Below are 26,169 nucleotides of genomic sequence, written 5' to 3' on the forward strand. Positions count from 1 at the left end.
CACGGACCACGACGGGGGACAGCGCGCACATGACGACGAGCACATCGCCCGGGCCCGCGCCCGGCCTGGGCCAGGGGTACGCCGACGACCGTGCCGCCACCGTCGGCTTCCTCGCCCGGAGCGAGGAAGCGCTGCGCGCCGCAGGCCCGGACCGGGTGGCGGCCGCCCCGCTGCACTCGGCCGCCCGCCGCGCCCGGCGGCGGTTCATGGAACGCCACGCGGCCGCCCTCTACGCCGAACTGACCGATGAGCGGCGTGAGTTCCTCAGGCTGGACGACCTCGCCGCCCGGGCGGACGCCCTGGTGCCCGGACTCGTACCGACGAAGAGCCAGGCCGAGGAGGAGCGGCGCAGGCCGCAGCGCGACAAGGAGGGCCGGGAGACCGACCACGGGATCTTCTTCTGGGGCCTCCTGCGGGACGCCGTGGCCGGGCCGCACCTCCTGGAGGCGATGCGCAGGCCGACCCCGAAGGCGCTGGCCGCACTGCCCGGCTTCCGGGCCACCGGCCACGCCGACCTCGGCCTCGTCTCCGTGACGCGCCGGGGCGGCACGGGCGAGGTCACCGTGCACAACACACGGTTCCTCAACGCCGAGGACGACCTGCTGGTCGCCGCACTGGAGGCGGCCGTCGACCTGGTGCTGCTGGACGACTCGATCCGGGTGGGCGTGATGCGCGGCGCGCCGATGACCCACCCGCGCTACGCCGGGCGCCGGGTGTTCAGCGCGGGCATCAACCTCACCCGCCTCTACGAGGGCGAGATCTCGCTCATCGACTTCTTCCTGGGGCGCGAACTCGGCTACATCAACAAGATCTTCCGGGGGCTCAGCGTCCCGGACGACGGCACCGGCTGGCTTCCGGAATCCGTCGAGAAGCCCTGGATCGCCGCCGTGGACACCTTCGCGATCGGCGGCGGGGCACAGATCCTGCTCGTCTTCGACCGGGTGATCGCCGCCGACGACGCCTACTTCACCCTCCCGGCCCTGCGCGAGGGGATCATCCCGGGCGCCGCCAACCTGCGGCTGCCCCGGGTCGCGGGCAACCGGCTGGCCCGGCAGGCGATCTTCGCCGACCGGCGGATCGACGCCGCATCGCCCGAGGGGCGGCTGCTGTGCGACGAGGCGGTCCCCGCGGACCGGCTGGACGCGGCGGTGGAGGCCGCGGCGGCCGAGCTGGCCAACCCGGCCGTCGTCAACAACCGCCGTGTCCTGCACGCCCACGAGGAGCCCGAGGACGAGTTCCGGCACTACATGGCGACATACGCCGTGGAGCAGTGCAGACGTCTGACCAGCAGCGACCTGGTGGAAAACCTGGAACGCACATGGATATCGAGGAACCGATGACCACCACCGACAGCCTCCCCGGCACCCTGCCCCACCGCACGATGTACCAGTGGTTCGAGGAATCCGCCCTGCGGCTGCCCGGCCACCCCGCGCTGGAGATCGGCGACGAGGTCCTCACCTACGCCGAACTGCGCCGCCTCGCCCTCACCCTGGCCGCCCGCATCGTGCACAAGCACGGCGGGCTGCCCGACCGGGTCGCGCTCGCCGCCACCCGCTCGGTGGGCGCGTACGCCGGATATCTGGCGATCCAGCGGCTCGGCGCGGCCGTGGTGCCGCTGAACCCGGACTACCCGCAGCAGCGCAACCTCGACATCGCCCAGCGCGCCGGGGTCACCGTCGCTCTCGTCGACGACCGGGCCGCGGGCCTCTTCGGGCTGCTTCCCGAGCGGCACCGGCCGACCGTGCTGGAGCTGGCCGAGGACGAGCGCGCCGACCCGGACCTGCTGGAAGGGGCGCTCCAGGAGACGCTGCCGCCGGTCCCCGCCGACCTCGGACGCGAGGCCTACCTCCTGTTCACCTCGGGGTCCACCGGCCAGCCCAAGGGCGTGCCGATCCTGCACCGCCAGTTCTCCCCGTACCTCGAACACAACATCCCGCGCTACGAGATCGGCCCGGGCAGCCGCCTCACCCAGGTCTTCGGCCTGACCTTCGACGCGCACGCCTTCGACCTCTTCGCGACCTGGGGCGGCGGCGGCACCCTGGTCGTCCCGACGGCGGCCGACCTCTACTCGCCGGTCGACTTCATCGTGGAGCGGGAGCTGACCCACTGGTTCTCGGTGCCGTCGGTGGTGCGCGAGGCCCAGCGGCTCGGCAACCTCCCGCTGGGGCGCTGCGTCACCCTCAAGCACAGCCTGTTCGGCGCCGAGCCGGTCACCGTCCAGCACGTCGCGCTGTGGCGGGAGGTGGCCCCGAACTCGGCGATCCACAACATGTACGGCCCGACCGAGGTGACCATCTGCTGCTCCAACCACCTCCTGACCGGCCCCAGTTCGAGCTGGGCCGAGTTCAGCGGCGGCACGGTGCCGATCGGCACGATGTACCCGGGCATGGAAGGCGTCCTGCTGGACGAGGACGGGCGGGAGGCGGACGAGGGCGAGCTGTGCGTACGCGGCCCGCAGCGCTTCGACGGCTATCTCGACCCGCGCGAGAACACCGGCCGCTTCCTCCGGTACGAGGAGGGCGGCCGGGCCACCGTGTACGACGGCTCCGGCCCGCTCACCGACCGCCACTGGTACCGCACCGGTGACCGGGTCCGCCGCGAGGGCGGGGTCATGGTGCACTGCGGCCGGCTCGACCAGCAGGTCAAGATCCGCGGCCACCGGGTGGAGATCGGCGAGGTGGAGGCGGTCGTCCGCCGCCACCCGGCGATCGTCGACGTCGCCGTGATCGCGCTCCCGACGGCGGAGGGGGAGACCGAGCTGGTCGCCGCCTACGCGGGCCGGGAGACGGACCCGGCGCGGTTCGACGCCTGGCTGCGCGAGCAGGTCCCGCTGCACATGGTGCCCGCGCGGATCACCCGGCTGGACGGCCTGCCGCTCAACGACAACGGAAAGACGGACCGCAACGCACTGGCGCGGATCCTCGGCACCCCGGAGGGGTCATGACTGATACGGCCGAAGCTACGGACCCGGCCGCCCGCCTGGAGTGGTGGCGCACCGAACTGGCGGGCCTCGACCCCCTGGAGCTGCCCGCCGACCGCCCGCGCCCCTCGGTGCGCGAGCCCGGTACGGCCCGCCGCACGCACACCGTCCCGGCCGCCACGGCGGACGCCCTGCGCAAGGCCGCGGCCGGATACGGCGCGCCGCTGCCGGTGGTGCTGCTCGCGGCGTACCAGCTGCTGCTGGGGCGCTGGAGCCGCCGGCAGGACGTGGCCGTCGGCACGCCCGTGGCGGAGGAACTCGCCGTCATACGCACCGATCTGGCGGCGGCGACCTTCGGGGACCTGGTGGACCGGGTCGGTGCGGCGCTGCGCGGGGCCCAGGACCGGAGCGTCCCGTTCCAGCAGCTCGTCACCGCCCTCGTACCGGAACCGGACAGCGGCCACCACCCGCTGGTACAGGCTCTGTTCACCGGACCGGAGGGCGGTGGAGCCCCCCTCGCCGGCACCTGCCCGCCCGACCTCCAGCTGACCCACGAGGACGACGGGACCGGGCTTCGGCTCCACCTCGACCACAGCACCGCGCTCTTCGACGCGGCGACCGCCGAGCGGTTCGCCGGGAACCTCCTCACCCTGCTCACCACCGTCGCCCGGCACCCCGGCAGCGCGCTGGGCGACCTCGACCTGCTCGACGGGGCCGAGCGGCGCCTGCTGCTCACCGAGTGGAGCGCCGGCCCCGCCGCCCGCCCGGCCGACCGCCAGGTCGCCGAGCTGGTGGCCGAGCAGGCCGGGCGGACCCCCCAAGCGGTCGCCGTGGTCTTCGGCGACGAGGAGGTCACGTACGGCGGTCTCAACGCCCGCGCCAACCGGCTGGCCCACCACCTGAGGTCGCTCGGGGTCGCGCCGGACGTTCCCGTCGGCGTCTGCCTGGAGCGCGGCCCCGAGCTGATCGTCGCGCTGCTCGCGGTCCTGAAAGCGGGCGGGGCATACGTACCGCTCGACCCCGAACACCCCCTGGACCGAATCGACTTCGTCCTGCGCGACACCGCCGCACCCGTCGTCGTCACCCAGGAGACCCTGCGCGGACGGCTCGCCGCCGAGGGCCGCGCCCTCGTCACCGTCGACACCGACCGCGAGGCGATCGCCACCGCCGACGCGGCGGACCCCGCCTCCACCACCGGGCCGGACGACCTCGCCTACGTCCTCTACACCTCCGGGTCGACCGGCACCCCCAAGGGCGTCGCCATCACGCTCGGTTCACTGACCGGCCTGCTCCTGGGGATGCGGGAGGTCTTCCCGGCGCCCGCGAGCGACCGGGTCCTGTTCACCACCTCGGCCACCTTCGACATCGCGAACGTCGAGGTGTTCCTGCCGCTGGTCACCGGGGGCCGGATCATCGGCGCCGACCGCGAACAGGTCCACACCCCCGGCGCTCTCGCCGCCCTCGTCGACCGGCACGACGTCACCCTCGTCCAAGCCACCCCGTCGGCGTGGCGGCCGCTCCTGGACGCCCTCGGCGACCGGCCGGGACCGCGCGACCTGACCGTCTTCACCGCCGGGGAGGCGCTCCCCGCCGACCTGGCCGCGAAGATGCTGCGCGCGGGCCGCCGGGTCGTCAACGGATACGGCCCGACCGAGACCACGGTCTACGCGACGGTCGCCGAGATCCGCGACGCGGCGGGCCCCGTACCGATCGGCCGCCCCACCCCGGGCACCGAGGTGTACGTCGTGGACGAGGCCGACCGGCCGGTGCCCGTCGGCGTACCCGGTGAACTCCTCATCGGCGGCCGGGGCGTGGCACGCGGCTACCTGGGCCGCCCGGAGCTGACCGGGGAGCGGTTCACCGCGCACCCCTTCCCCGGGCACGCGGCCGACGGGGCGTCCGCCCGGGTGTACCGCACCGGGGACCTGGTGCGGTGGCTGCCCGACGGGAACCTGGAGTTCCTCGGGCGCCTGGACCACCAGGTGAAGGTGCGCGGCTTCCGCATCGAGCTGGGCGAGATCGAGTCCGCGCTCCTGGCCCACGCAGATGTGGACGCCTGCGTGGTGACCGTCCGCGAGGACGTTCCCGGCGGCGTCCCCGGCGAGAAGGCGCTCGTCGCGTACTGCGTACCGGCACAGGGCCGCACCCCGGGCGTGGGCGCCCTGCGCGACTGGTGCGGGCGCGGGCTGCCCGGCTACATGGTGCCTGGCGCGTTCGTCTTCCTCGACCGGCTGCCGCTGACCACCAGCGGCAAGACCGACCGCACCGCGCTGCCCGCCCCGGACGGCGAACGGACCGGCCTGGAAGCCGAGTTCGTGGCACCCCGTACCCCCGCGGAGCGCGCCGTCGCCCGCGTGTGGGCGGACGCGCTGTGGGCGGACGAGGTCGGCGCCCACGACGACTTCTTCGAACTCGGCGGCGACTCGCTGACCGCGACCCGGACGGCGCTGCGGCTCCAGGAGGAATTCGGCCTGGAGATCCCGGTGCGGGTGCTGTTCACCTGCTCGACGGTCGAGACGCTGGCGAAGGCCCTGACCACGGCGCGCCGCGCAGGCGGATTCCCGGCGGCCTGACCGGAGGGCAGCGCACGCCCCGCGGACTGTCACGACGACAGCCCGCAGACCCGCCACACCCTTCTCCCACCCGACTTACCACCACATTCCCCGACATCACCCGTACTCACCTACGCCCATGCGCCTCGGCGCAGGCCCCTGCCCCGCACGGGGCCCGGAACACAGAGGTTGCCCCATGAGTGACAAGCCGGTGCTTCTCGTCGTCTACGACACGGGGAGCCTCGCACCGACCAGGCTGGCCGAAGCCGCCCGGGACAACGGCTGCTCGCTGGTCTTCGTGACGGCCGGAACCGACCACGCGCGGGAGATGATCCCCACGCTGGAGACGGTCGGTTCCGTCGTGGACGCGGCGGGCCGCACCGAGGCGGAGCTCGTGGCGGAACTGCGCGCGCTCGGCCCGGCGGGCATCATCACCTTCAGCGAGTTCCAGATCGCCCCGACCGTACGGCTCGCCGACGCACTCGGGCTGCGCTACCACCGGCCCGCCGACGTCGACGCGATCACCCACAAGGACCTCCAGCGGCAGCGCTTCGCCGAGGCGGGCGTCGACAGCGTCCGCTTCCGTACGATCACCGGCACCGAACAGGCCGACGAGGCAATCGCGTACGTCGGACTGCCCGCCATCATCAAGCCGGTGATCGGCGCCTCCAGCCGCAACACCCAGGCCGTGGCGACGGCCGAGGAGTGCCACGCGGCCCTGGCCCAGATGTTCTCCGGCGACGACGGCCCCGCCGAGACCGCGGTGATGCTGGAGGAGCTGCTCGTCGGCCGGGAGACCCCGGCCCCCTGGGGCGACTACATCGCGGTGGACTGCGTCGCCGACGGCGACGACGTCCGGCCGGTCTTCGTGACCAGCAAGTTCGCACTGGCCGAGCCCTTCCGCGAGCGCGGCGGCTACGGCGGCTTCTCCGTCGTGCCGCAGGACGAGGAACTGGCCGTACGGGACCTGGCGTGCCGCGCGGTACGCGCCCTGAACATCCACGGCGTCGCCGACGTCGAGATCAAGCTGACCGCCGAAGGCCCCCGGGTCATCGAGGTCAACGGCCGCCTCGGCGCCTGGGTCGACGACCTCGCGATCCGCTCGGGCACCTCCGACCCCGCCCGGGTGGCGGTCGCCGCCGCGCTCGGCCTGCCGTACGAGACACCCGAGGTCAAACAGGACGGCCCGATCGCCTTCCACTACCTGATCGTGCCGCCGGTCGGGGCCCGCAAGGTGGCCTCGATCCGCAACGTCTCCGCCCTGCGCCGACTGCCCGACGTGGACCGCGTCACCGTGCTGGCCGAACCGGGCGCCGCCGCCGACTGGCGCATCGGCGCACGCGGCAACACGGCGGCCGTCATCGGCTCCGCCGCGAACCACCGGCAACTGGCCGCGACCGTCGCCGCCATCGAGAACGTGGACTGGATCACCTATGAGTGAGTTCGTCATCTTCGACCTGGACGGCGTCCTGGTCGACACCCAGGACGCCGAGAACGGCGGGCTCGCGTACATCGGCGAGCTGATGGGTCTTCCCCTCGGCAAGGACCAGCGGGACGAGCTGTTCTCCGGAAAGAAGATGCAGGAGTGCCTCGACCTCATGGAGGAGATCACCGGCACCCCGCCGCCCGCCGGAGCCATGGCGCTCGCCCGCGCCAAGTGCGACGAGCTGATCGGCTCCTGGCTGGAGCCCATCGAGGGGGTCGCCCACGCCCTGGAGCAGCTGAGCGCGACCCCCAGCACCGGCATGTGCGTCGCCTCCAACAGTCCGCCGGACATCATGGCGGACCGCCTCGGCAAGGCGGGCATCCTGCACCACTTCGAGGGCCGGCTCTTCTCCGCGTACGACATCAACGCCTGGAAGCCCGACCCGAAGCTGTTCCTGTGGGCGGCCGCCGAGTGCGCCGCCGACGTGGACGACTGCATCGTCGTCGAGGACAGCCCGGTCGGTGTGGACGCCGCACTCGGCGCCGGGATGCGGGTCCTCCAGTACACCGCCGACCCCGCCGTCGGCCCGCACCGCGACGGCGTCCGCACCTTCCCCTCCCTGCGCGAACTGCCCGGCCTGGTCCGCGAAGCGCACCGGCTCGCGCCCCCCACCTCGCTCGCCACCGCACCCCTCGGAGGTACGTCATGAACCAGCCCCGCAAGATCATGGTCCTGGGCGCCGGAGACCTCGGCCGCCGCGTCTTCCACGAACTCGCCCACAGCACCGGCGAGCGGCACGTCCAACTGGTCGGCCGGGATGAGGAAGTGGCGCTGCGAGCCACGAACCTGACCCGCTTCTGCGCCGTACAGCGCGGCTACGCGCCCACCGTCAGCCACGCCCTGACGGACCTGACCGACGTGGCGCGCACCGCCGAACGCATCGCGGCCTTCGCACCGGACGTCATCTTCCTCGCCGCCAGCTACCAGTCGTGGTGGGTCATCTCCACCCTGGAGGCCTCCGCCTTCCAGCGCGTGTACGCCGCCAACTACGGCCCCTGGCTGCCGATGCACCTGGTCCCGGTGATGAAGGCCATGGAAGCCGTCAAGCTCTCCGGGACCGAGGCCGTCGTCGTCAACGCGGCCTACCCCGACGCCGTGCACCCGGCGCTCACCGCGATCGGCCTCTCGCCCCACATCGGCATCGGCAACGTCGCCAACAACGTGCCCGGCATCACCGCGGCCGCCGCCGACGAGCTCGGCCGCTCCACCGCCGACGTCGAGGTGCGGCTCGTCGCCCACCACTACGTCTCGCACCGCCTGTCGCGCCACGGCAACAGCGGCCCGGCCGCGATGGGCCTCGGCATCCGCCTCGACGGCCGCGACGTGACGGCCGAGCTCGACACCGCCGCCCTCCTCCGCAGGCTCCCCGCCCAGTACCGCCGAACCGGCGGTCTGGCCGGCCAGACCATGACGGCGGCCTCGGCGCTGAGCGTCCTGGAGCCGCTGGCCGACGGGCGGGACGCGGTCGTCCACGCGCCCGGCACGGACGGCGCGCTGGGCGGCTTCCCCGTGGCGATCGAGTCCGGAAAGTTCCGGCCACTGCTGCCGGACGGCATGACCGACGAGGAGGCCCACGCGATCAACCTGTCGGGCCAGGCGCAGGACGGCATCCGCGAGATACGCGCGGACGGCACCGTCGTCTTCGAGCCCGCGTCGATGGCCGTCATGACCGAAGAACTGGGCTACGACTGCGCCGAGATGAAGCTGTCGGAGGCGGAGGGCCGGGCGCGGGAGATCAGCGAGCGGTTCGCGGCGTACCGGGCCAGGACGACGGGCTGACGGTACGGACACCGCGCACCCACCCCACTGTCACCACCACAGGGAAGGCACAGGCACACAGTGAAACTGCTGCTGCTCGGCGGTACGGGCTTCGGGGGCCGCGCGGTCGCCGAGGCCGCACGCGACCGGGGCTGGGACGTCACCGTCCTCCACCGGGGCAAGCACCCGGCCCCACCCGGCGTACGGGTCCTGACCGGCGACCGCACACAACCCGACGGCCTCACCGCCCTCACCACCGGCGAGTGGGACGCGGTCGTCGACACCTGGTCGTCCGCCCCCACGGTCGTACGGGACGCGGCCCGGCTGCTCGCCGACCGGGCGGCCCGCTACGCGTTCGTCTCCAGCCGCTCGGTGTACGCCTGGCCCGCCCCGGCGGGCCTGGACGAGTTCGGCCCCCTGGCCGAGGGGGACCCCGACGCCGGGGCGACGGACTTCCCGGCCGACAAACGCGGCGCGGAGCTGGCCGTGCTCCGGGAGTTCGGCGAGGAGCGAACCCTGATCGTCAGGCCCGGCCTGATCCTCGGCCCGCACGAGACCCCCGGACGCCTGACCTGGTGGCTGGATCGGGTGGCCCGGGGCGGCCCGGTCCTAGCCCCCGGCCCGAGGGACACCCCGCTCCAGTACGTCGACGCCCGCGACCTCGCGACCTGGCTGCTCGACGCCCTGACCGCCGGACTGCACGGCCCCTACAACCTGGTGGGCCCCCGCGACCACGGCACGATGGGCGACCTGCTGGACGCCTGCGTACGGGCCACGGGATCCACCGCCGAACTGCGCTGGGCCACCCCGGAGGCCATCGAGGCAGCAGGTGTCGGAGGCTGGCGCGACCTCCCCATCTGGGCCCCACCGGGCAGCGACCTCCACGCGGCGATACACGCGGGAGACGTGACCAGGGCACTGGCCACGGGCCTGCGCTGCCGCCCCCTCCAGGACACCGTCCACGACACCTGGACCTGGCGCCGCGCCCTGCCCGAGGACACGGCACCACCCCTCGCGGACGGCCTGTCCCCGGAGCGGGAGGAGGAGGTGCTGGCGGGGCTCGGGTGAGGGGAGGCGCGGACGGTCAGGTGCCGGTCGGGGCGACGCCGACCGGGCAGGACACCCCCGTACCGCCGATGCCGCAGTAGCCGCCCGGGTTCTTGTCCAGATACTGCTGGTGATACGCCTCCGCAGGCCAGAACGGGCGGCCCTCGGCAGGCAGGATCTCCGTGGTGATCTCCTTGTGCCCCGAGGCCGTCAGGACCTTCTGGTACGCCTCACGGGAAGCCTCGGCGGCCGCCGCCTGCGCGGGGGAGTGGGTGTAGAGCGCCGAGCGGTACTGGGTGCCCACGTCGTTGCCCTGGCGGAAGCCCTGCGTCGGGTTGTGCGACTCCCAGAACAGCTTCAGCAGCTCCTCGTACGTGACGACCGCCGGGTCGAAGACCACGCGGACCGCCTCCGTGTGCCCGGTCAGCCCCGAGCAGGCCTCCTCGTACGTGGGGTTCTCCGTGTAGCCGCCCTGATAGCCGACGAGCGTCGTCCAGACGCCCTCCGTCTGCCAGAACTTCCGCTCCGCACCCCAGAAACAGCCCAGCGCGAAGTCCGCCACCTCCAGGCCCTCCGGATACGGCCCCACCAAGGGGTTGCCGAGGACCGTGTGACGGGAGGGGACGGTGAATTCGGGCACGGGGCGGCCACGCAGGGCCTGCTCGGGGGTGGGGAGCTCGGGGGTACGGCGGTTCAGGAACATGCGGATGGCTCCTCCGGGGTCGGGTTCGCTCCGTACAACGCGGGAACGGCCGCCGGGATTCCGGGGCGTACGGACGCCGCCTCCGCCGCCAGGGTCCGCGCGAAGGCCCGGGTCCGTGCCGTCTCCCGGCCGCGGTGCCGCGCCGGCCCTCAGTGCGGCAGCGTCGCCGGGCTGCCGCCGTTCGCCTCGTAGCCCGCGACCGCCAGCGCCCGGTAGACCGTGTACTGCGCGGCCGGGTCCGGGCCCGCCGTCCACGGCAGGGCGCCCACATGGCCGTCGATGCGGACCAGCTGGTGCATCGCCTCCGACCAGCGCTCCATGTGGACCAGGAACAGCACCAGCAGGTGGCGGACGTGGGCGAGCATCGGGTCGTCCGGGCGGGCCGCGTGGACCGCGAACATCGCGCCCTCCACCGCCTTGGTCACCACCTGGCTGCGGTAGAAGCCCTGTACGAGGTTGACCTCCGGCAGGTGCTCGTACACCGCGAACAACGGCAGCGCGGCCAGCAGCGAGCCCTGCGGGGCACGGGCGGCGGCGGCCGTGGCGAAGGCGTCGGCGTCCTCGCGGGAGCCGTGCCACTTCTCGCAGTGGAAGTGCAGGGCCGCGAGGTGCGCGCCGAAGTGCGCCGGGGCCCGGTCGATGATCTTCGCCCAGAGCTGGTCGAACTGCTCGGGGGCGTAGCCCAGGCCCCGGGCCACCGCCAGTTCCACGATGTAGGGGACGGGGTCGCCGGGGGCGAGGAGGGCCGCCTCGCCGCAGACCGTACGGGCCTCCTCCAGGATGATCCGGAAGTCGTCGCTCCCGGCCGACGAGGAGCGCCACGCCTGCTGTACCAGGAACTCCGCGTGCACCGCCGCGCCGCCCGCGTCCTTCGGGGACTCCGCACGCCAGGCGCGCAGCCACGCCCCGCCCTTCCCCGGCTGCTGCGCCAGCTCCAGCGAGGCCGCACCCGCGAAGGCCTGGACGCGCTGCCAGCGGACCTCGCCCTCCTTCGGCGTACCGGCGAGCAGCTGGGAGGCGGCCCGCCAGTCCTGGGTGGCCTGGACGACGTCGAGGACGTCCAGGAGGTCCTGATCGGGGCCGGGCATCCGGACGTCCAGCTCCTCCTGGCGGGCGAAGCCGTACGTGTCGGGGTCGGCGGCGTCCGGCGAACCCGGGGCGACCTGGCGGATACCGCCCCGGCGGCGCATGACCCAGGGGCCGATCACGGCGGCCAGCATGCACATCGCGAGCAGGAACAACAGAATCTCCATGGCTCCCATTGTCCCCGGAGCGGCGAGTGGGCGGTGAGGGCCCTCGTGACGAACTACGCTCGGGGCCATGAGCGACCAGCACAGCTTCGAGACCCTCGCCATCCACGCGGGGAACACCGCCGACCCCCTCACCGGCGCCGTGGTTCCGCCCATCTACCAGGTGTCCACGTACAAGCAGGACGGCGTGGGCGGACTGCGCGGCGGCTACGAGTACAGCCGCAGCGCCAACCCGACCCGCACCGCCCTGGAGGAGAACCTGGCGGCCCTGGAAGGCGGCCGCCGCGGTCTCGCCTTCGCCTCCGGTCTCGCCGCCGAGGACTGCCTCCTGCGTACGCTGCTGACCCCCGGCGACCACGTGGTCATCCCCAACGACGCCTACGGCGGCACGTTCCGGCTGTTCGCGAAGGTCGCCGCGCGGTGGGGTGTGGAGTTCTCGGTGGCCGACACCTCGGACGTGGCGGCCGTCCGGGCCGCGCTCACCCCGCGCACCAAGGCCGTCTGGGTCGAGACCCCCTCCAACCCGCTACTCGGCATCACCGACATCGCCGCCGTCGCCCAGGTCGCCCGGGAGGCCGGGGCCCGCCTCGTCGTCGACAACACCTTCGCCTCCCCCTACCTCCAGCAGCCGCTGTCCCTCGGCGCGGATGTCGTCGTGCACTCCACCACCAAGTACATGGGCGGCCACTCCGACGTCGTCGGCGGCGCGCTCGTCGTCAGCGACCCGGAGCTGGCCGAGGAGCTGGCGTTCCACCAGAACGCCATGGGCGCGGTCGCCGGTCCCTTCGACGCCTGGCTCGTACTGCGCGGCATCAAGACGCTCGCCGTCCGCATGGACCGGCACACCGAGAACGCCACCAAGGTCGCCGACCTGCTGACCCGCCACCCCAAGGTCACCCAGGTCCTCTACCCGGGCCTGCCCGAGCACCCCGGCCACGAGGTCGCCGCCAAGCAGATGAAGGCGTTCGGCGGAATGGTCTCCTTCCGCGTCGCGGGCGGCGAGGAGGCGGCGGTCGAGGTCTGCAACCGGGCCAAGCTGTTCACGCTCGGTGAGTCCCTCGGTGGTGTGGAGTCGCTGGTCGAGCACCCGGGCCGGATGACGCACGCCTCCGTCGCGGGCTCCCTGCTGGAGGTCCCGGCCGACCTGGTCCGGCTCTCCGTCGGCATCGAGAACGGCGACGACCTGCTCGCCGACCTCACGCAGGCGCTGGGCTGATCACGCGGCACTGCGACGCACCCGGGCGCCCGCCCGAACCGGCGGGCGCCCGCACGCTCAGACGCTGACCTTCTCGTCCTCCAGCATTTCCCGGATCTGACCGCGCAGTTCAGGGCTGTCCTCATGTCCGTGGACGGACACGGCGTGTTCGCTCGCGGCCCGTACCACCTCGTCCTCCTCGCCGGAAATGGTGAGTGAGCAGTTCATCTCGCTCGGGTACTTACGGCAGTCGGCGATCTTTCTGGTCATCACGGCCTCCCAGGCTCGTACGACGACCGACTCCTCCAGGGTAGGCCGGTCGCGGTCGGTACCCCAACGGCTCGGCACCCCGACGGCTTCACCAGCCCTCCAGCGGCGGCGTCACCCGCGCCGGCTCCCGCTCCCACGGCTGCTCGATCCCGGCCCACACCAGGAACACCGCGAGCGCCGCGCCCAGCAGCCACCCCGCCGTCCGGTGCACCGCCCGCCGCAGCCGCAGCCGCCGCCCGCCCCGCCGTACCGCCCGCGCCGCCAGGTCCGGCGGCAGCACCGGATGCGGGCCGTCCAGCATCCGGCGGACCTGCTCGGCCCGTGAGTCCCCCCGCGGTTCCCGGTCGGCGTTCACGGCGTCCCCCGGGGCACCGGAGCCGGCCGCGCGCTCCCGCCCCGCGAACCCGGTGAGCGCAGCGCCGCCACCGCACGGGCGCAGACCGCGCGGACCCGGTCGGCCGGGAGTCCGAGCAGCGCCGCCGTCCGCTCCTCGTCGACCTCCTCGTACATCCGCAGCACGAGCACGAGCCGTTCGACGGGGGTGAGCCGCCCCAGCACCCCGCCGCGCGGCCGCCGGTGCTGCCGGGCCTCCCGGGCGAAGCGGAGGGCCAGCTCCCGGCGGGCCAGGTCGTAGGGGTCGCCGCCGTGCGAACGGTCCCAGTCGGCGTACGTACGGGCCAGCGCCGCGGACAGCAGCCGCCGGGCCCGTACGTTCGCGCCCGGCGGTTCGGGGGGCTCGGCGGTGAGCAGCGTCGCGGTGTGCAGCAGACGTCCGCCCGCGCCCGCCACGAAGGCCTCGAACTCCTGGGCGCGGAGCCGGTCCCGGTGTTCGGCCCGCTCGCTCATGACCTCATCCGAGCCCCGGCACACCGCCCCGGTCAAGAGTCAGGATGCCGCGGGCGCCCGGACCGGCGCCGGGCGTCAGTCGGACTGTGCCGACTGGTACGCGGCCTGCCGGGCCGCGAGCGAGGCGTTGAACCGGGTGAGCAGGGCGCAGAACGTGTCCCGCTCCTCCTCCGACCACCCGTCCGTGACCTGCGACATCAGCTCACGCCGGGAGGCGCGTACCTCGTTGAGGCGGGCCTGACCGCGCGGCGAGAGCTGGAGCACGACGGCCCGGCCGTCCTCCGGGTGCGAGGTGCGCTTGACCAGTCCGGTGTCGACGAGCGGCGCGACCTGCCGCGTCACCGTCGAGGAGTCGATGCCCATCCCGGCCGCCAGGGCTTTGACGCCCATCGGGCCTTCCCGGTCCAGCCGGTTCAGCAGCAGGTAGGCCGCCCGGTCCATCGAGTTGCGGACCTGGCCGACACCGCCGAGGCGGGTCTGTTCGGCGCGGCGGGCGAAGACCGCCACCTGGTGCTGGAGCGAGTCCAGCAGGCGGTCGGGGCCCGGGTGTTCGGGGACGGCGCCCCCGGAAGGAGACGCAGCAGTCGTCATGTCCTGAGGGGGCATGGCCGGGGGCTCTCTTCATGCGGTGTCGGATGGAGTGGGGGACAGAGTACGCGGCCCCGGGGCAACGCGTACCAGTGCCGCACAAACCTGCGGACAACACCGCAGGCCGCCATGAGACAAGTCTGCCGCGCACGGTCGGAGCTGCAAGACTTGCGGGCATGAGCTTCCGCGCGACCGCCCCCCACCCGCCCCTGATCCTCGACGATGTCCGTGGCGCGCAGAAAATGCTGTCCGGGGTGGCCCGGGTGACCGCTCTGGAGGGCAGCCGGCATCTGAGCGAGCTGGTCGGCGCCCCCGTCCACCTCAAGTGCGAGAACCTCCAGCGCACCGGCTCCTTCAAACTGCGCGGCGCCTACGTCCGGATCTCGGGGCTCACCCCGGTGGAGCGGGCGGCCGGGGTGGTCGCCGCCAGCGCCGGGAACCACGCCCAGGGCGTCGCGCTCGCCTCCTCCCTGCTCGGCGTGCGTTCCACCGTCTTCATGCCTGTCGGGGCGCCCCTGCCGAAGGTCGCGGCGACCCAGGAGTACGGGGCCGAGGTGCGGCTGCACGGCCAGGTCGTCGACGAGACGCTGGCCGCCGCCCAGGAGTACGCGGAGCGGACCGGCGCGGTCTTCATCCACCCCTTCGACCACCCGGACATCATCGCGGGCCAGGGCACCGTCGGCCTGGAGATCCTGGAGCAGTGCCCGGAGGTCCGCACCATCGTCGTCGGGCTCGGCGGCGGCGGTCTCGCCGCGGGCATCGCCGTCGCCGTGAAGGCGCTGCGCCCCGACGTCCGGATCGTCGGTGTCCAGGCCGAGGGGGCCGCCGCCTATCCGCCCTCGCTGGCCGCCGGGCACCCCGTCTCCCTCGACGACCCGGTCACCATGGCCGACGGCATCAAGGTGGGCCGCCCCGGCGACGTAACGTTCGCGCTGATCCGGGAGCTGGTCGACGAGGTCCGCACCGTCACCGAGGACGAGCTGTCCAGCGCCCTGCTGCTCTGCCTGGAGCGGGCCAAGCTGGTCGTCGAGCCGGCCGGGGCCAGTCCGGTGGCGGCGCTGCTCAGCGACCCGAAGGCCTTCCGGGGTCCGGTGGTGGCCCTGCTGTCGGGCGGCAACGTGGACCCGCTGCTGATGCAGCGCATCCTGCGGCACGGGATGTCCGCGGCGGGCCGCTACCTGAGCCTGCGGCTGCGGCTCACCGACCGCCCGGGGGCGCTGGCCGCCCTGCTGGCCGCGCTGACGGTGGCCGACGCGAACGTGCTCGACATCGGTCACGTGCGCACCGACCCGCGTCTCGGCCTGACCGAGGTGGAGGTCGACCTCCACCTGGAGACCAAGGGGCCCCGCCACTGCGAGGAGGTCGAGGCGGCGCTGCGCGCGGAGGGGTACCGGGTCATCGGCTGACCGTCCGGTTCCGGCCGGTTGGCCCGATCTCGTTGTTCACCGCGCGGTGAAGCCCCGCCGATCCTAGGATCGGCGGGGAAACCACGTACGGGTGCGGTCAGCCGCGAGTGACGGGGGAGTCCTTTTATGCCAGGTGCCATCCATGCCGAAGGTCTGGTGAAGACCTTCGGCGACGTACGAGCCCTGGACGGCGTCGACTTCGACGTTCCCGAGGGCACCGTCCTCGGCCTCCTCGGCCCCAACGGCGCGGGCAAGACGACCGCCGTCCGGGTCCTGACCACCCTCCTGCGCCCCGACAGCGGCAGCGCCTTCGTGGCCGGGATCGACGTGCTGAGGAAGCCCAACGAGGTACGCCGCTCGATCGGGCTCTCCGGGCAGTTCGCCGCGGTCGACGAGTATCTGACCGGCCGGGAGAACCTCCAGATGGTCGGGCAGCTCTACCAGATGAGCGGCCGGGCCGCGAAGGCCCGCGCGGGCGAGCTGCTGGAGCGGTTCAACCTCGCCGACGCCGCCGACCGCACCGCCAAGACGTACTCCGGCGGTATGCGCCGCCGTCTCGACCTCGCGGCCGCGCTCGTCGTCTCGCCGCCCGTGATGTTCATGGACGAGCCGACGACCGGCCTCGACCCGCGCAACCGGCAGCAGCTGTGGGACGTCATCGAGGACCTGGTGGCGGGCGGTACGACCCTGCTGCTGACCACGCAGTATCTGGAGGAGGCCGACCGCCTCGCCCACGACATCTGCGTCATCGACCACGGCAAGGTCATCGCCCGCGGCACCTCCGACCAGCTCAAGGCCCGCACCGGCGGCGAGCGCGTCGAGGTCGTCGTGCACCGCCCCGACGAGATCGAGCCCGCCCGGTCCGTCCTGACCGCGCTCGGCAAGGGCGAGGTCACCGTCGTCCGGCTCTCCCGCAAGCTGACCGTCCCGGTGACCGGCGGGGCGAAGCTGCTGGCCGAGATCATCCGCGACCTGGACGGCCACGGGGTGGAGATCGACGACATCGCCCTGCGCCGCCCGACCCTGGACGACGTGTTCCTCTCCCTCACCGGCCACGCGGCCGAGGTGCAGGAGCAGGAGCAGGAGCAGGAGAACGAGGACCCCGAGGACAAGGAGGACGCCCGGTGAGCGTCACCACCAAGGACGCCCCCGTCCTGGCGCCCCGCCTCTCCGGCGGGGTCGTCCAGTCCGTCAGGGACTCCCTCGTCGTCGCCAAGCGGAACCTGATCCGCATGTCCCGCATTCCGGAGATGCTTCTTTTCGGAGTCATCCAGCCGGTGATGTTCGTCGTGCTGTTCACGTACGTCTTCGGCGGCTCGATGAGCATCGGCGGCACGACCGATCCGAACGTCTACAAGAACTTCCTGATGGCGGGCATCTTCGCGCAGACCGTCACCTTCGCCACGGCGGGTTCGGCGGCGGGCATCGCCGACGACATGCAGAAGGGCCTCATCGACCGCTTCCGGTCCCTGCCGATGGCGCGCGGCGCGGTCCTCACCGGCCGCACGGTCGCCGACCTCGCCCAGACGTGCATCACCCTCCTCGTCCTGGCGGTCGTCGCGCTGATCGTCGGCTGGCGCACCGGCTCGGCCGAGCCGACCAACGCCGGACGGGTCCTGGCAGCCTTCGGCCTGCTGCTCCTCCTGGGGTACGCCTTCACCTGGATCGGCGCCCTGATCGGGCTGTCGGTCCGCACCCCGGAGGCCGCGACCTCGGGCGGGATCATCTGGCTGTTCCCGGTGACGTTCATCTCGAACGCGTTCGTCGACTCCAGCCAGATGACGCCCTGGCTGCGGCATGTCGCCGACTGGAACCCCTTCAGCGCCACCGTCCAGGCCTGCCGCGAGCTGTTCGGCAACCCGGGAGTGGTGGACTCCAGCGCCTGGCCCATGCAGCACCCCGTCTGGGCGTCGCTGCTCTGGTCAGTGCTGATCGTCGTGGTCTTCCGCACTCTCGCGGTCCGCAAGTACCGGCGGTCCAGCCGCTGACGCGAGGCGCGCACACGGCGACGCGGGTGTGCCGATCCCTCGGAAGGGACTGCACACCCGCGTCGCCGTGTCGTGTCGTGGTGGGGGCGTCTCTCAGCCCGTGTACGGCTTCGCCGCCAGGATCTTCACCGTGGCGGTCTTGCCGTTCGGCAGCTCGTACTCCGCGTCCTCACCCGTGCGCTTGCCGTTCACGCCGATACCGAGCGGGGACTGCGGGGAGTACGTCTCGATCTCCGTGCTGGCGTACTCACGGGAGGCGAGCAGGAAGGTCATCGTGTCGTCCTCGTCGCCGTCGAAGGCGATCGTGACGACCATGCCGGGCTCGACCACGCCGTCGTCGGCCGGCGCCTCGCCGACCTTCGCGTGCTCCAGGAGCTGGGTGAGCTGGCGCACCCGCAGCTCCATCTTGCCCTGCTCCTCCTTGGCCGCGTGGTACCCGCCGTTCTCCCGGAGGTCACCCTCCTCACGGGCCGCCGCGATCTTGACGGCGATCTCCGTGCGCGCGGGACCAGACAGGTACTCCAGCTCGGCCTTGAGCTGGTTGTACGCCTCCTGCGTGAGCCAGGTGACGTTTTCGCTGGTCTGAGTCACAGGTGCTCCTCGTCGGTGCTGGGAATACAAAGCATCGCCCTACCCAGAAGCATGTGCCTCCACGGGTGGGCGAAACCACGAGCCTAACAATTCCGTAGGAAAAGGGGGAGAAGGTAAACGTCACACGCCCGACCCGGCCGCAGTTTCGTGTGCGTCGTCGCAGGTCAGCGGGGGTGTGGCCGGATCAGCCGGTCGGGCCGTCGTCGGCGGTGCAGCCCATCGGCTCGACCGCGGTCGCCCGGGAACGCGTCACGACGGTCACCAGCTCGTCGATCCGCTTCTCGGCCCCGTCGAAGCGGACCTCCTTGCGGCCCACCTCGGAACCGTCCTCGCTCAGCGCCCGCACCACGCAGTAGCCGTGGCCGTCGCGGTCCTTGCGGACCTCCAGGTGGACGTCGGCCCGGGTGTCGGAGACGACCTCGAACTTGATCATCTCGCCGCTGATGCCCTGACCGCCCACATAGTGGACGCCCATCCAGCCGACCAGGCCGAGCAGGGCCACGCCCAGGACCGATCCGACGATCTTCAGCTTGCGGTCCGCGCGCTGGTCCTCGGTGCGGCCGTACCGCCCCTCGGGCGTGGTCCCGCGAACCGCCGTCATGATCGTTCCCTCCGGGTCGGGCATCGAGGAATTTTCCGGCCCCTCGGTCAGTCACTATAGAAGTCGCCCGCGCGTCACACGACCGCGCCCCACACCGACGTCACGCGGGCCGGCACCTCTTTGGCAGAGACCGGATCGACCAGAGCGACCGAATGACTGAGGATCGAGCTTTGACTGAGCAGCTGCGACTGATGGCCGTTCACGCCCACCCCGACGACGAGTCGAGCAAGGGCGCGGCCACCATGGCCAAGTACGTGTCCGAGGGGGTGGACGTGCTGGTCGTGACCTGCACGGGAGGCGAGCGCGGCTCCATCCTCAACCCGAAGCTCCAGGGTGACGCGTACATCGAGAAGAACATCCACGAGGTCCGCAAGAAGGAGATGGACGAGGCCCGCGAGATCCTGGGCGTCCAGCAGGAGTGGCTCGGCTTCGTCGACTCGGGGCTGCCCGAGGGCGACCCGCTGCCGCCGCTGCCCGAGGGCTGCTTCGCCCTGGAGGACCCCGAGTCGGCGGCGGGACGCCTGGTGGCGAAGATCCGCGCGTTCCGGCCGCAGGTCATCACCACGTACGACGAGAACGGCGGCTACCCGCACCCCGACCACATCATGACGCACAAGATCACGATGATCGCGTTCGACGGTGCGGCCGACAAGGAGAAGTTCCCCGAGGACGAGTTCGGCCCGGTTTATGAGCCGCGGAAGCTCTACTACAACCAGGGCTTCAACCGGCCGCGCACCGTCGCCCTGCACGAGGCGCTCCTCGCCCGCGGCCTGGAGTCCCCCTACGGCGAGTGGCTGGAGCGCTGGAAGGAGTTCGAGCGCGTCGAACGCACCCTGACCACGCACGTTCCCTGCGACGATTTCTTCGAGATCCGCGACAAGGCGCTGATCGCGCACGCCACGCAGATCGACCCCGAGGGCGGCTGGTTCCGGGTCCCGATGGACATCCAGCGCGAGGTCTGGCCGACCGAGGAGTACGAGCTGGCGAAGTCTCTGGTCGACACCTCCCTCCCCGAGAGCGACCTCTTCGCGGGCATCCGCGACAATGCCTGATATGTACGCGACCCAGGCACTGACGCACCTCGTCCCGCTCGCCGCCGAGCTCGACAAGAACAAGGTCACCCCCGGCGTCCTCGGCTTCCTCGTCTTCGCGGCGCTCGCCGTCGGCGTGTGGGCGCTGATGAAGTCGATGAACCGCCACATGGGCAGGGTGAACTTCGAGGAGGCCCCCGACCCGGAGGCGGCCACGGCCGCACCCGCAGGGAACGGGGCGGCCTCGCCCGGGAAGTAGCGCGCGGCACAGGCCCCGCGCGTACGGGAAGGGCGTCCGGCCCCGCGGCCGGACGCCCTCACCTCGTACGCTCATGGCCGGCCCGCGCCGCTGCCCGTACGGTCACGGCCGCGACGGCACCGCGGCCCGTACGGTCAGTGCGTGGACGGCACCCTCGGGACGCCCATGATCTGGCCCGCGCGCCGGGTCGGGGTCAGGCCCAGCCGCCAGGCCTGCCAGCCGTCCTCCAGGTCCACGCCCCGCTCCAGCGCCAGCGCGAACGCCGCCGCGGACTGCTCCAGCCTGCTGTCCCGCGCCGGGTGCCGGGCCTCGATCAGCTCGGCCAGCTCCTGCTGCGCGACCACCGTGCCCACCTCGCTGCCCCCGGGCGAGGCGTACGGCAGCAGCGTGCAGCGCAGGAACCGGGCCCAGTCGCCGCCCCGCGCGTCCCCGTACGAGGCGAACAGCTCCGCCGCCTCACCGCACAGCTCCAGCGCCTGCGGCGCCCGCCCGTTGCCCGCGTCGATCAACGCCAGCTCCACGCACGCCCACGCCTGACCGTACGGCACCTTGATCCGCCGGAAATCGGCCCGCGCGTCCATCAGCAGCTGCCGGGCGAACCCCGAATTGCGCAGGTTGCCCGTCTGCGCGGCCCGCTGGTCCCGCGTCACCCGGCCCGAATGGTGCCGGGCGCACGCCAGCCCGTACACGTCCCGCATCCGGGAGAACATCGTCCGGGCCCGCTCCAGCTCCCGCACCGCCTGATCGGTGTCCCCGTCCTCCTCCAACGCCTGACCCAGGTAGTACAGGGTCCACGCCTCACCGCGCGCGTCCTCGTTGTCCCGGTGCCGGGCCAGGGCGTCGCGCAGCTGCTCCAGGGCGGCGGCCGGGTCGTCGTCCAGCAGCCGGGCCCGGGCCAGCTGGGTGATCGCCCAGGCCTCACCGCGCCCGTCGCGGGTGCGCCCGTACAGCTCCAGCGCCGTACTCAGCGCCTCCTCGGCCGCCGCCACCTCGCCCGTGCGCAGCCGCACCTGCCCCAGCTGGAACTGCGTCCAGGCCTCACCGTGCAGCGAATCGCCCTCCCGGTGCAGCCGCAGCGCGTCGTCCAGCAGCGTGAGCGCCTTCGCCAGATCGCCCCGGTCGCGCTCCACGGCGGCCAGCGCGTGCAGGGTCCAGGCCCGGTCCTCGGCCTGCGCCTGCGAGGACTGGAGGGCCAGCGCCTCGCCGAGCCGGGCCGCCGCCTCGGTCAGGTTGCCCTGGTGGTGCAGGGTGATGCCGAGCGAGCAGAGGGCCAGCGCCTCGCCCGCGTCGTTCCGCGCCTCGTGGTAGAGGCCGACGACGGAGGACAAAGTGGTGCGGGCCTTGTCCAGCTCGCCGAGCTGCCGGGCCGCGATGCCGGTACGCCACTGCACCGAGCGCTCCAGCAGGCCCTGGTCCACGGACTGGGTCAGCTCGCTGATCTCGCCCAGGCGGTAGAGGTCGCCGCGCAGCAGGCAGTAGTCGCACAGGGCGCCCAGCAGATGCAGCACCGTGCCCTGGTCGACGCCCTCCGCGTGCCGCAGCGCCGCCGTGATGAAGCTCGACTCGTCGTCCAGCCAGCGCAGCGCCGAGTCCAGCGAACCGAAGCCGTGCGAGCCGAACCGGCCCGCACGGGTCGACATCTTCCCGTCGACCATCCGGATCACCGCGTCGGCCAGCTCCGCGTAGTTCGTCAGCAGCCGTTCCTGCGCGGCCGTCCGCTCGGCGGGCGGCTCCTCGTCCAGCAGCCGGGCCAGCGCGAAGGCCCGTACGAGATCGTGCAGCCGGTAGCGCGAGCCCCGTACGCGGGTGAGCAGCCCGGCCCGCGCCAGCACCGTCAGCAGCCGTTCCGCCTCCTGCTCGTCCGCCGCGAGCAGGGCCGCTGCCGCTGCCGCCCCCAGGCTCGCCCGGCCCGCCAGCGCGAGCCGCCGCAGCAGCCGCCGGGCCTGCTCCCCCTGGTCCGTGTAGCGCAGCCACAAGGCCCGCTCCACGGGGGCCACCGGCCCGGACGCCCCTGGGGGCGACCCTGCCGCCAGGTCCTTTGCCAGGGTGTGGCGGCTACGGGCCCCGAGCGCGGAACCGGCCACCCGCAGGGCCAGCGGCAGCCCGCCGCACAGCTCCACGACGGCGTCCGTCGACGGGTAGTCGTACGGCCCCGTCTCCTCCTCCCCGGCGACCTCGCGCAGCAGCTCCTCCGCCCCTGCCGCGTCCAGCGGGCCGACCGGCAGCTGGTGCACCCGGGCAGGCAGGTCCCCGGGCAGCTCCAGCGGCTCCCTGGCGGTGACGATCACCAGGCTGTCCGAGTGCTCCGGCACCAGGGTGCGCACCTGCCCGGCGTCCGTCGCGTCGTCCAGCACGATCGTGACCGGGGTCCCCGTGAGGTGCTGGTGGTACAGCTCGGCGAGCCGCCGCACCTGCTGCTCGGCCGACGCGCCCTCCCGGAACAGCAGCTGCTCGCGCGGCGCGCCCAGCCGGTTCAGCAGATGCAGCAGGGCGTCCCGGGTCGGCAGCGGGCTCTCCCCGGCCACCTGGCCGCGCAGATCGACCACGCACGCGCCCCGGAACTGGTCCCTGAGCGTGTGCGCCGCCCGCACCGCGAGCGTGGTGCGCCCCGACCCCGGCTCCCCGTGCAGCACCACGACGGTCGGGCGGGTCCGTGTGGAGGCGCGGGCCGCGTGCACCCACCGGGCGATCTGCGCCAGCTCCGCCCGCCGCCCCGCGAACGGCCCCTCGGCCTGCGGGAGATGGCCGAAGGTCTGCTCCAGCACCACCCGGGTGCGGGCCGCCGCACTGCGGTCCACGCCGCGCAACTGCCGTACGGCGGGGGAGGCCGGCTTCTTCGGGGAGCGGGCGGCCGGGGCCAGCATCCGCTGCTGGTCCAGATACGGGCGGATGCCGCGCACATCCAGGGCGCTCAGCCACTGGAGCCGCAACTGCTCGGCCCCGCCCGGCTGTCCGGCCGCCCCGGCCCGGCGGTGCGCGGCGGGCCAGTGCGAGGCGGTCACCTTCGCCACGGTCGTCGCCGCACCGGCCACCGCGACGGCCGCGCCCGCACCGAGCGCCAGCGCGGTCTCCGTGCCGAGCGCGACATCGGCGGTGAACGCGGCGGCGGCGGCGACTCCGGTGACCAGCAGGGGAGTTCCCAGCGAAGCCCGGCTGAAGCGCTCCGACAGCGGCCGCGCTCCCGCCGCCGCCGAGTCCAGCGCCCGGGTGTACGCGGCGTACTCCTCGGCCGCGCCCGCGGCGATGGTGTCGAGCGCCGCCCGGGCCCGCGCCATCAGCGCACCGGCGTCCGTCCGGCCACCGGTGCGCCGCGCCTCCTCCTCCACGGCGCGCACCAACAGCCTTTCGGCTTCCGCGCGATGGCTGTCCCGCATAAGGGTCCCCCTCCGAGAGCTGTGTTCCGAAGCGTCGGCTTCCGAAGCGTCAAGTGCCTGCGGTCAGGGTCAAGTGTCATGCGTGGCGCGCTCCGGCGCGAGGGGCCCTGAGCAGGGGGAGGGTCAAGAAAGAGGCGGGAACAGGGAGAGGCGGGAACAGGGAGAGCCGGGAGAGAAGGGCGGGCTGGTCACCCGGCGAGATCGCCCCCGCCCGGCAGCCGCAGCTCAAGCGCGTCGCGTACGGCGCGCTCCTCGCGGGCCCCGTCGTCCTCGCCGATGCTGTTCGTGAGCTTCTCGAACTCCTGCGGCGTACGCGCCTTCGCCGCGGCGCTCATGACGCCCGACAGCTGTTCGAGGCGGTCCGCGAACGCGGTCACCGGGTCCTCGGCCTCGGCCGGGAGGCCGCCCGTGACCCGCAGTATCCGTGCCGACTCATCCGTCCCGGCCGCCATCCGCCCCGCCCAGGCGGTCGCCCCGGCGAGGTCGTCGTCCGCCGCCGTGGCGGGCCTGCTGACCCGGGCCTCGCTGGCGGGACGCAGCGCCATCAGATAGGCGAACTGGGCCTCGTCCCAGTCCTCCAGATCCTGCCGCAGCGACTCCTCCAGCGGACCGGCGGTGGAGCCCAGCCAGCACAGCACCGTGCGGTTGCCGCTCGCCCAGCCGGCGGAGTCCGGGTGGTAGTAGAACATCTGGGACCGGGGCAGGGCCGTGGTGTCCAGCGCGAAGTCGTGCAACAGGGGAGCACATCCCTTGTTCGCCGCATGGGCGACGGCGGCGGCCCCGGGGAACGCCTTGCCCGTCAGCTCGAACGACCCGTAGACCTGCCCCTGGTGGGGCTCGTCGCACGGGACGATCTCCGCCGACATGGTCTTCAGCCGGTCCCCGCCGGGGGTGGGCAGCCCGGAGGCCGGGGTGAAGCAGTCCTCCTCGGCCAGGTCGTAGAGCGACGTCGCCGTCCGGTCCCCGGGAGTGAAGGGGTTCGGCCCCTCACCCGTCCAGGCGGTGAACCGGACCCCGCCGACCACCAGCAGCAGCGCGGACAGGGCCACCACCGCGCCGCCCACGGCGGTCCCGGCGACGGCGAGACCCTTGCCGCGCTTGCCGGTGCGCGGGAGCCGCACCAGCGCGACGATCCCGAGGACCAGCCCCACCGGCGCGAGGCAGACCAGCAGCGACAGCACGAGCGAGGCGACCGCGAGCCCGCTGAGCGGCTGCCGGGGCACCGGCTGCCAGGGGCCGTGGGGGCCCGCCGCCGGAGGCGCGGGGGGCACCGGGGAATGCGGGGGCGGAGTCGGCGGCACGGTCATGGTCCTGTGCCCTTTCGTGTCGGTGAGCAGGGCAGAAGTCCGTGTGGGGCCGGGGTGCCCGCACGTTAGCACCGCCCTCTCTCGCACTCCTGTCCGACCCCACCCCCTTTCGCCTGCCCGTTCACGGCAGCGCCGGGCCACCGACGTCGGCGTCTATCGGCCGCCGTCCCGGCTGTCGTCGACGAGGAACAGCGTGCGTGGTGCACGAGGGTCGTGCCGATCACGTCGCCGCCGCCCGCCCGCGGCGACAAGAAGCCGGGTCATGGAGCTCCCCCGGGTCGCACCCCGGTACGGCCACCGGAACTGCTTCGGCGCACGCACCGGGGCGAGCCGTGCAGGCATGTGGTGCAGGCAAGTCGTGCCGAGGGACCGCGATCAGGACCGGGGGGTCTTCAGACCCGAAATGCCGAGCGGTTCGCTGCCCATGTGCTTCTGGGCGCGCTTGTTCTCGCTGTGCAGGTCGGCGTAGTACTCGCGGTCCAGGCCGATGACGTTCTTGGAGAAGAGCATCCAGGACAGGGTGTCGCGGTGCTTGAAGCCCAGCCGCGTCAGCTGGATGCGGTTGGTGGGCAGGCGGTGCAGCAGGCCGATGTCCTCGGCCGCCGTGAGCACCGGCTCGAAGAGGTGCGCCATCTCCTGGTAGCCGAAGCGGTTCAGCTCGTTGAGGTCCAGGTCGAAGGAGTCCAGGACCAGCCGCTTCCGGATGATCTCCTCGTCGTTGAGGACGAATCCGGTGAGCGGGGTCAGTTCGTGGTTCCTGGCCTTGGTGATGTAGTCCGCGACCTCGGTGAGGCTCGGCTTCACGTTCCCGACCGTGTAGTCGACCGAGCTGGTGTAGCTGCGCGCCCCGCGAAGCCCCCGGCGGCCGAGCCGGTGTCCCCGGCGGCGGTCACGGGGGCCTGACGCACGGCCTCCGGGCGCTCGACGGCTTCGGTGCCGGAACGGACCCCTGCTGGTCAACGCCGCGTTTCCGCAAGGCGGGCCATGTGCCTCCGCG

The 26,169-nt window shown here is 73.0% G+C and carries 24 protein-coding genes; 13 read left to right on the plus strand and 11 right to left on the minus strand.

The window, feature by feature from the left end:
• Window positions 1-29: 29 nt before the first annotated feature.
• The 7 genes from CIB93_RS02725 to CIB93_RS02755 all read left to right on the plus strand — a co-directional run bounded on the left by CIB93_RS02725 (window position 30) and on the right by CIB93_RS02755 (window position 9,784).
• Window positions 30-1,340 carry an enoyl-CoA hydratase/isomerase family protein gene (locus CIB93_RS02725; RefSeq protein WP_096623636.1) on the plus strand — a complete coding sequence of 437 codons (1,311 nt, stop codon included), beginning with the start codon at window positions 30-32 and terminating at the stop codon, window positions 1,338-1,340.
• Window positions 1,319-2,944: an AMP-binding protein gene (locus CIB93_RS02730; RefSeq protein WP_257001980.1), complete on the plus strand. Its 1,626-nt coding sequence runs from the start codon at window positions 1,319-1,321 to the stop codon at window positions 2,942-2,944. Before CIB93_RS02725 ends, CIB93_RS02730 begins: the two co-directional genes overlap by 22 nt.
• Window positions 2,941-5,493 (plus strand): non-ribosomal peptide synthetase, encoded by a 2,553-nt coding sequence (locus CIB93_RS02735; RefSeq protein WP_096623640.1) that lies wholly within the window; start codon window positions 2,941-2,943, stop codon window positions 5,491-5,493. Before CIB93_RS02730 ends, CIB93_RS02735 begins: the two co-directional genes overlap by 4 nt.
• 175 nt (window positions 5,494-5,668) lie before the next feature.
• The gene (locus CIB93_RS02740; protein ID WP_179499930.1) at window positions 5,669-6,913 is read left to right on the plus strand and encodes an acetyl-CoA carboxylase biotin carboxylase subunit family protein; all 1,245 of its coding nucleotides are present in this window, start codon (window positions 5,669-5,671) and stop codon (window positions 6,911-6,913) included.
• Window positions 6,906-7,607: an HAD family phosphatase gene (locus tag CIB93_RS02745; RefSeq protein ID WP_096623644.1), complete on the plus strand. Its 702-nt coding sequence runs from the start codon at window positions 6,906-6,908 to the stop codon at window positions 7,605-7,607. The genes CIB93_RS02740 and CIB93_RS02745 overlap by 8 nt, the downstream gene beginning before the upstream one ends.
• On the plus strand, window positions 7,604-8,737 hold the full coding sequence (locus CIB93_RS02750; protein ID WP_096623646.1) for a hypothetical protein: 1,134 nt from the start codon (window positions 7,604-7,606) through the stop codon (window positions 8,735-8,737). The genes CIB93_RS02745 and CIB93_RS02750 overlap by 4 nt, the downstream gene beginning before the upstream one ends.
• 60 nt (window positions 8,738-8,797) lie before the next feature.
• Window positions 8,798-9,784, plus strand: coding sequence for an NAD-dependent epimerase/dehydratase family protein (locus CIB93_RS02755; RefSeq protein ID WP_096623648.1), 987 nt, complete (start codon window positions 8,798-8,800; stop codon window positions 9,782-9,784).
• Between the two features lie 16 nt (window positions 9,785-9,800).
• Here the strand turns inward: CIB93_RS02755 and msrA are convergent, their stop codons facing one another.
• The gene (gene msrA, locus CIB93_RS02760) at window positions 9,801-10,466 is read right to left on the minus strand and encodes a peptide-methionine (S)-S-oxide reductase MsrA (RefSeq protein ID WP_096623650.1); all 666 of its coding nucleotides are present in this window, start codon (window positions 10,464-10,466) and stop codon (window positions 9,801-9,803) included.
• A gap of 149 nt (window positions 10,467-10,615) precedes the next feature.
• On the minus strand, window positions 10,616-11,719 hold the full coding sequence (locus CIB93_RS02765) for a hypothetical protein (RefSeq protein ID WP_096623652.1): 1,104 nt from the start codon (window positions 11,717-11,719) through the stop codon (window positions 10,616-10,618).
• Between the two features lie 67 nt (window positions 11,720-11,786).
• Between CIB93_RS02765 and CIB93_RS02770 the strand changes: the two genes are divergently transcribed.
• A complete protein-coding gene (locus CIB93_RS02770) occupies window positions 11,787-12,932 on the plus strand; it encodes a cystathionine gamma-synthase (RefSeq protein ID WP_096623654.1) in 1,146 nt (381 codons plus the stop codon).
• A 57-nt stretch (window positions 12,933-12,989) separates the two neighbouring features.
• On the opposite strand, the gene CIB93_RS02775 is transcribed toward CIB93_RS02770, so the two are convergent.
• The 4 genes from CIB93_RS02775 to CIB93_RS02790 all read right to left on the minus strand — a co-directional run bounded on the left by CIB93_RS02775 (window position 12,990) and on the right by CIB93_RS02790 (window position 14,633).
• Window positions 12,990-13,181 (minus strand): DUF1059 domain-containing protein, encoded by a 192-nt coding sequence (locus CIB93_RS02775; RefSeq protein ID WP_096623716.1) that lies wholly within the window; start codon window positions 13,179-13,181, stop codon window positions 12,990-12,992.
• 88 nt (window positions 13,182-13,269) lie between these two features.
• Window positions 13,270-13,482, minus strand: coding sequence for a hypothetical protein (locus tag CIB93_RS02780; protein ID WP_096623718.1), 213 nt, complete (start codon window positions 13,480-13,482; stop codon window positions 13,270-13,272).
• Between the two features lie 50 nt (window positions 13,483-13,532).
• On the minus strand, window positions 13,533-14,027 hold the full coding sequence (locus CIB93_RS02785; RefSeq protein ID WP_096623656.1) for a sigma factor-like helix-turn-helix DNA-binding protein: 495 nt from the start codon (window positions 14,025-14,027) through the stop codon (window positions 13,533-13,535).
• Window positions 14,028-14,102: 75 nt separating this feature from the next.
• Window positions 14,103-14,633, minus strand: coding sequence for a MarR family winged helix-turn-helix transcriptional regulator (locus CIB93_RS02790; RefSeq protein ID WP_096623658.1), 531 nt, complete (start codon window positions 14,631-14,633; stop codon window positions 14,103-14,105).
• 158 nt (window positions 14,634-14,791) lie between these two features.
• Here CIB93_RS02790 and ilvA point away from each other — a divergent pair, with 158 nt between their 5' ends.
• From ilvA to CIB93_RS02805, 3 genes are all read left to right on the plus strand, one after another.
• Entirely contained in the window at window positions 14,792-16,021 is a 1,230-nt protein-coding gene (gene ilvA, locus CIB93_RS02795; protein WP_096623660.1) for a threonine ammonia-lyase, read from the plus strand.
• A 126-nt stretch (window positions 16,022-16,147) separates the two neighbouring features.
• The gene (locus tag CIB93_RS02800; RefSeq protein WP_096623662.1) at window positions 16,148-17,149 is read left to right on the plus strand and encodes an ATP-binding cassette domain-containing protein; all 1,002 of its coding nucleotides are present in this window, start codon (window positions 16,148-16,150) and stop codon (window positions 17,147-17,149) included.
• A complete protein-coding gene (locus CIB93_RS02805) occupies window positions 17,146-18,009 on the plus strand; it encodes an ABC transporter permease (protein ID WP_179499931.1) in 864 nt (287 codons plus the stop codon). Before CIB93_RS02800 ends, CIB93_RS02805 begins: the two co-directional genes overlap by 4 nt.
• 93 nt (window positions 18,010-18,102) lie before the next feature.
• On the opposite strand, the gene greA is transcribed toward CIB93_RS02805, so the two are convergent.
• Both greA and CIB93_RS02815 read right to left on the minus strand, forming a co-directional pair.
• The gene (greA, locus tag CIB93_RS02810) at window positions 18,103-18,600 is read right to left on the minus strand and encodes a transcription elongation factor GreA (RefSeq protein WP_096623664.1); all 498 of its coding nucleotides are present in this window, start codon (window positions 18,598-18,600) and stop codon (window positions 18,103-18,105) included.
• A 184-nt stretch (window positions 18,601-18,784) separates the two neighbouring features.
• Window positions 18,785-19,201, minus strand: coding sequence for a DUF4307 domain-containing protein (locus CIB93_RS02815; protein WP_096623722.1), 417 nt, complete (start codon window positions 19,199-19,201; stop codon window positions 18,785-18,787).
• 170 nt (window positions 19,202-19,371) lie between these two features.
• On the opposite strand from CIB93_RS02815, the gene mca reads away from it, so the two are divergent.
• A complete protein-coding gene (mca, locus tag CIB93_RS02820; protein ID WP_096623666.1) occupies window positions 19,372-20,253 on the plus strand; it encodes a mycothiol conjugate amidase Mca in 882 nt (293 codons plus the stop codon).
• 1 nt (window position 20,254) lies between these two features.
• Window positions 20,255-20,491 (plus strand): hypothetical protein, encoded by a 237-nt coding sequence (locus CIB93_RS02825; RefSeq protein ID WP_096623668.1) that lies wholly within the window; start codon window positions 20,255-20,257, stop codon window positions 20,489-20,491.
• A gap of 134 nt (window positions 20,492-20,625) precedes the next feature.
• On the opposite strand, the gene CIB93_RS02830 is transcribed toward CIB93_RS02825, so the two are convergent.
• The 3 genes from CIB93_RS02830 to CIB93_RS02840 form a co-directional block, all read right to left on the minus strand.
• The gene (locus CIB93_RS02830; RefSeq protein ID WP_096623670.1) at window positions 20,626-23,865 is read right to left on the minus strand and encodes a tetratricopeptide repeat protein; all 3,240 of its coding nucleotides are present in this window, start codon (window positions 23,863-23,865) and stop codon (window positions 20,626-20,628) included.
• A 188-nt stretch (window positions 23,866-24,053) separates the two neighbouring features.
• Window positions 24,054-25,172 carry a DUF4190 domain-containing protein gene (locus tag CIB93_RS02835; protein ID WP_096623672.1) on the minus strand — a complete coding sequence of 373 codons (1,119 nt, stop codon included), beginning with the start codon at window positions 25,170-25,172 and terminating at the stop codon, window positions 24,054-24,056.
• A 375-nt stretch (window positions 25,173-25,547) separates the two neighbouring features.
• Entirely contained in the window at window positions 25,548-25,976 is a 429-nt protein-coding gene (locus CIB93_RS02840; RefSeq protein WP_257001981.1) for a hypothetical protein, read from the minus strand.
• Between the last annotated feature and the right edge of the window lie 193 nt (window positions 25,977-26,169).

The sequence above is a fragment of the Streptomyces sp. WZ.A104 genome, assembly GCF_002382885.1.
In the GTDB taxonomy this organism is placed as follows: domain Bacteria; phylum Actinomycetota; class Actinomycetes; order Streptomycetales; family Streptomycetaceae; genus Streptomyces.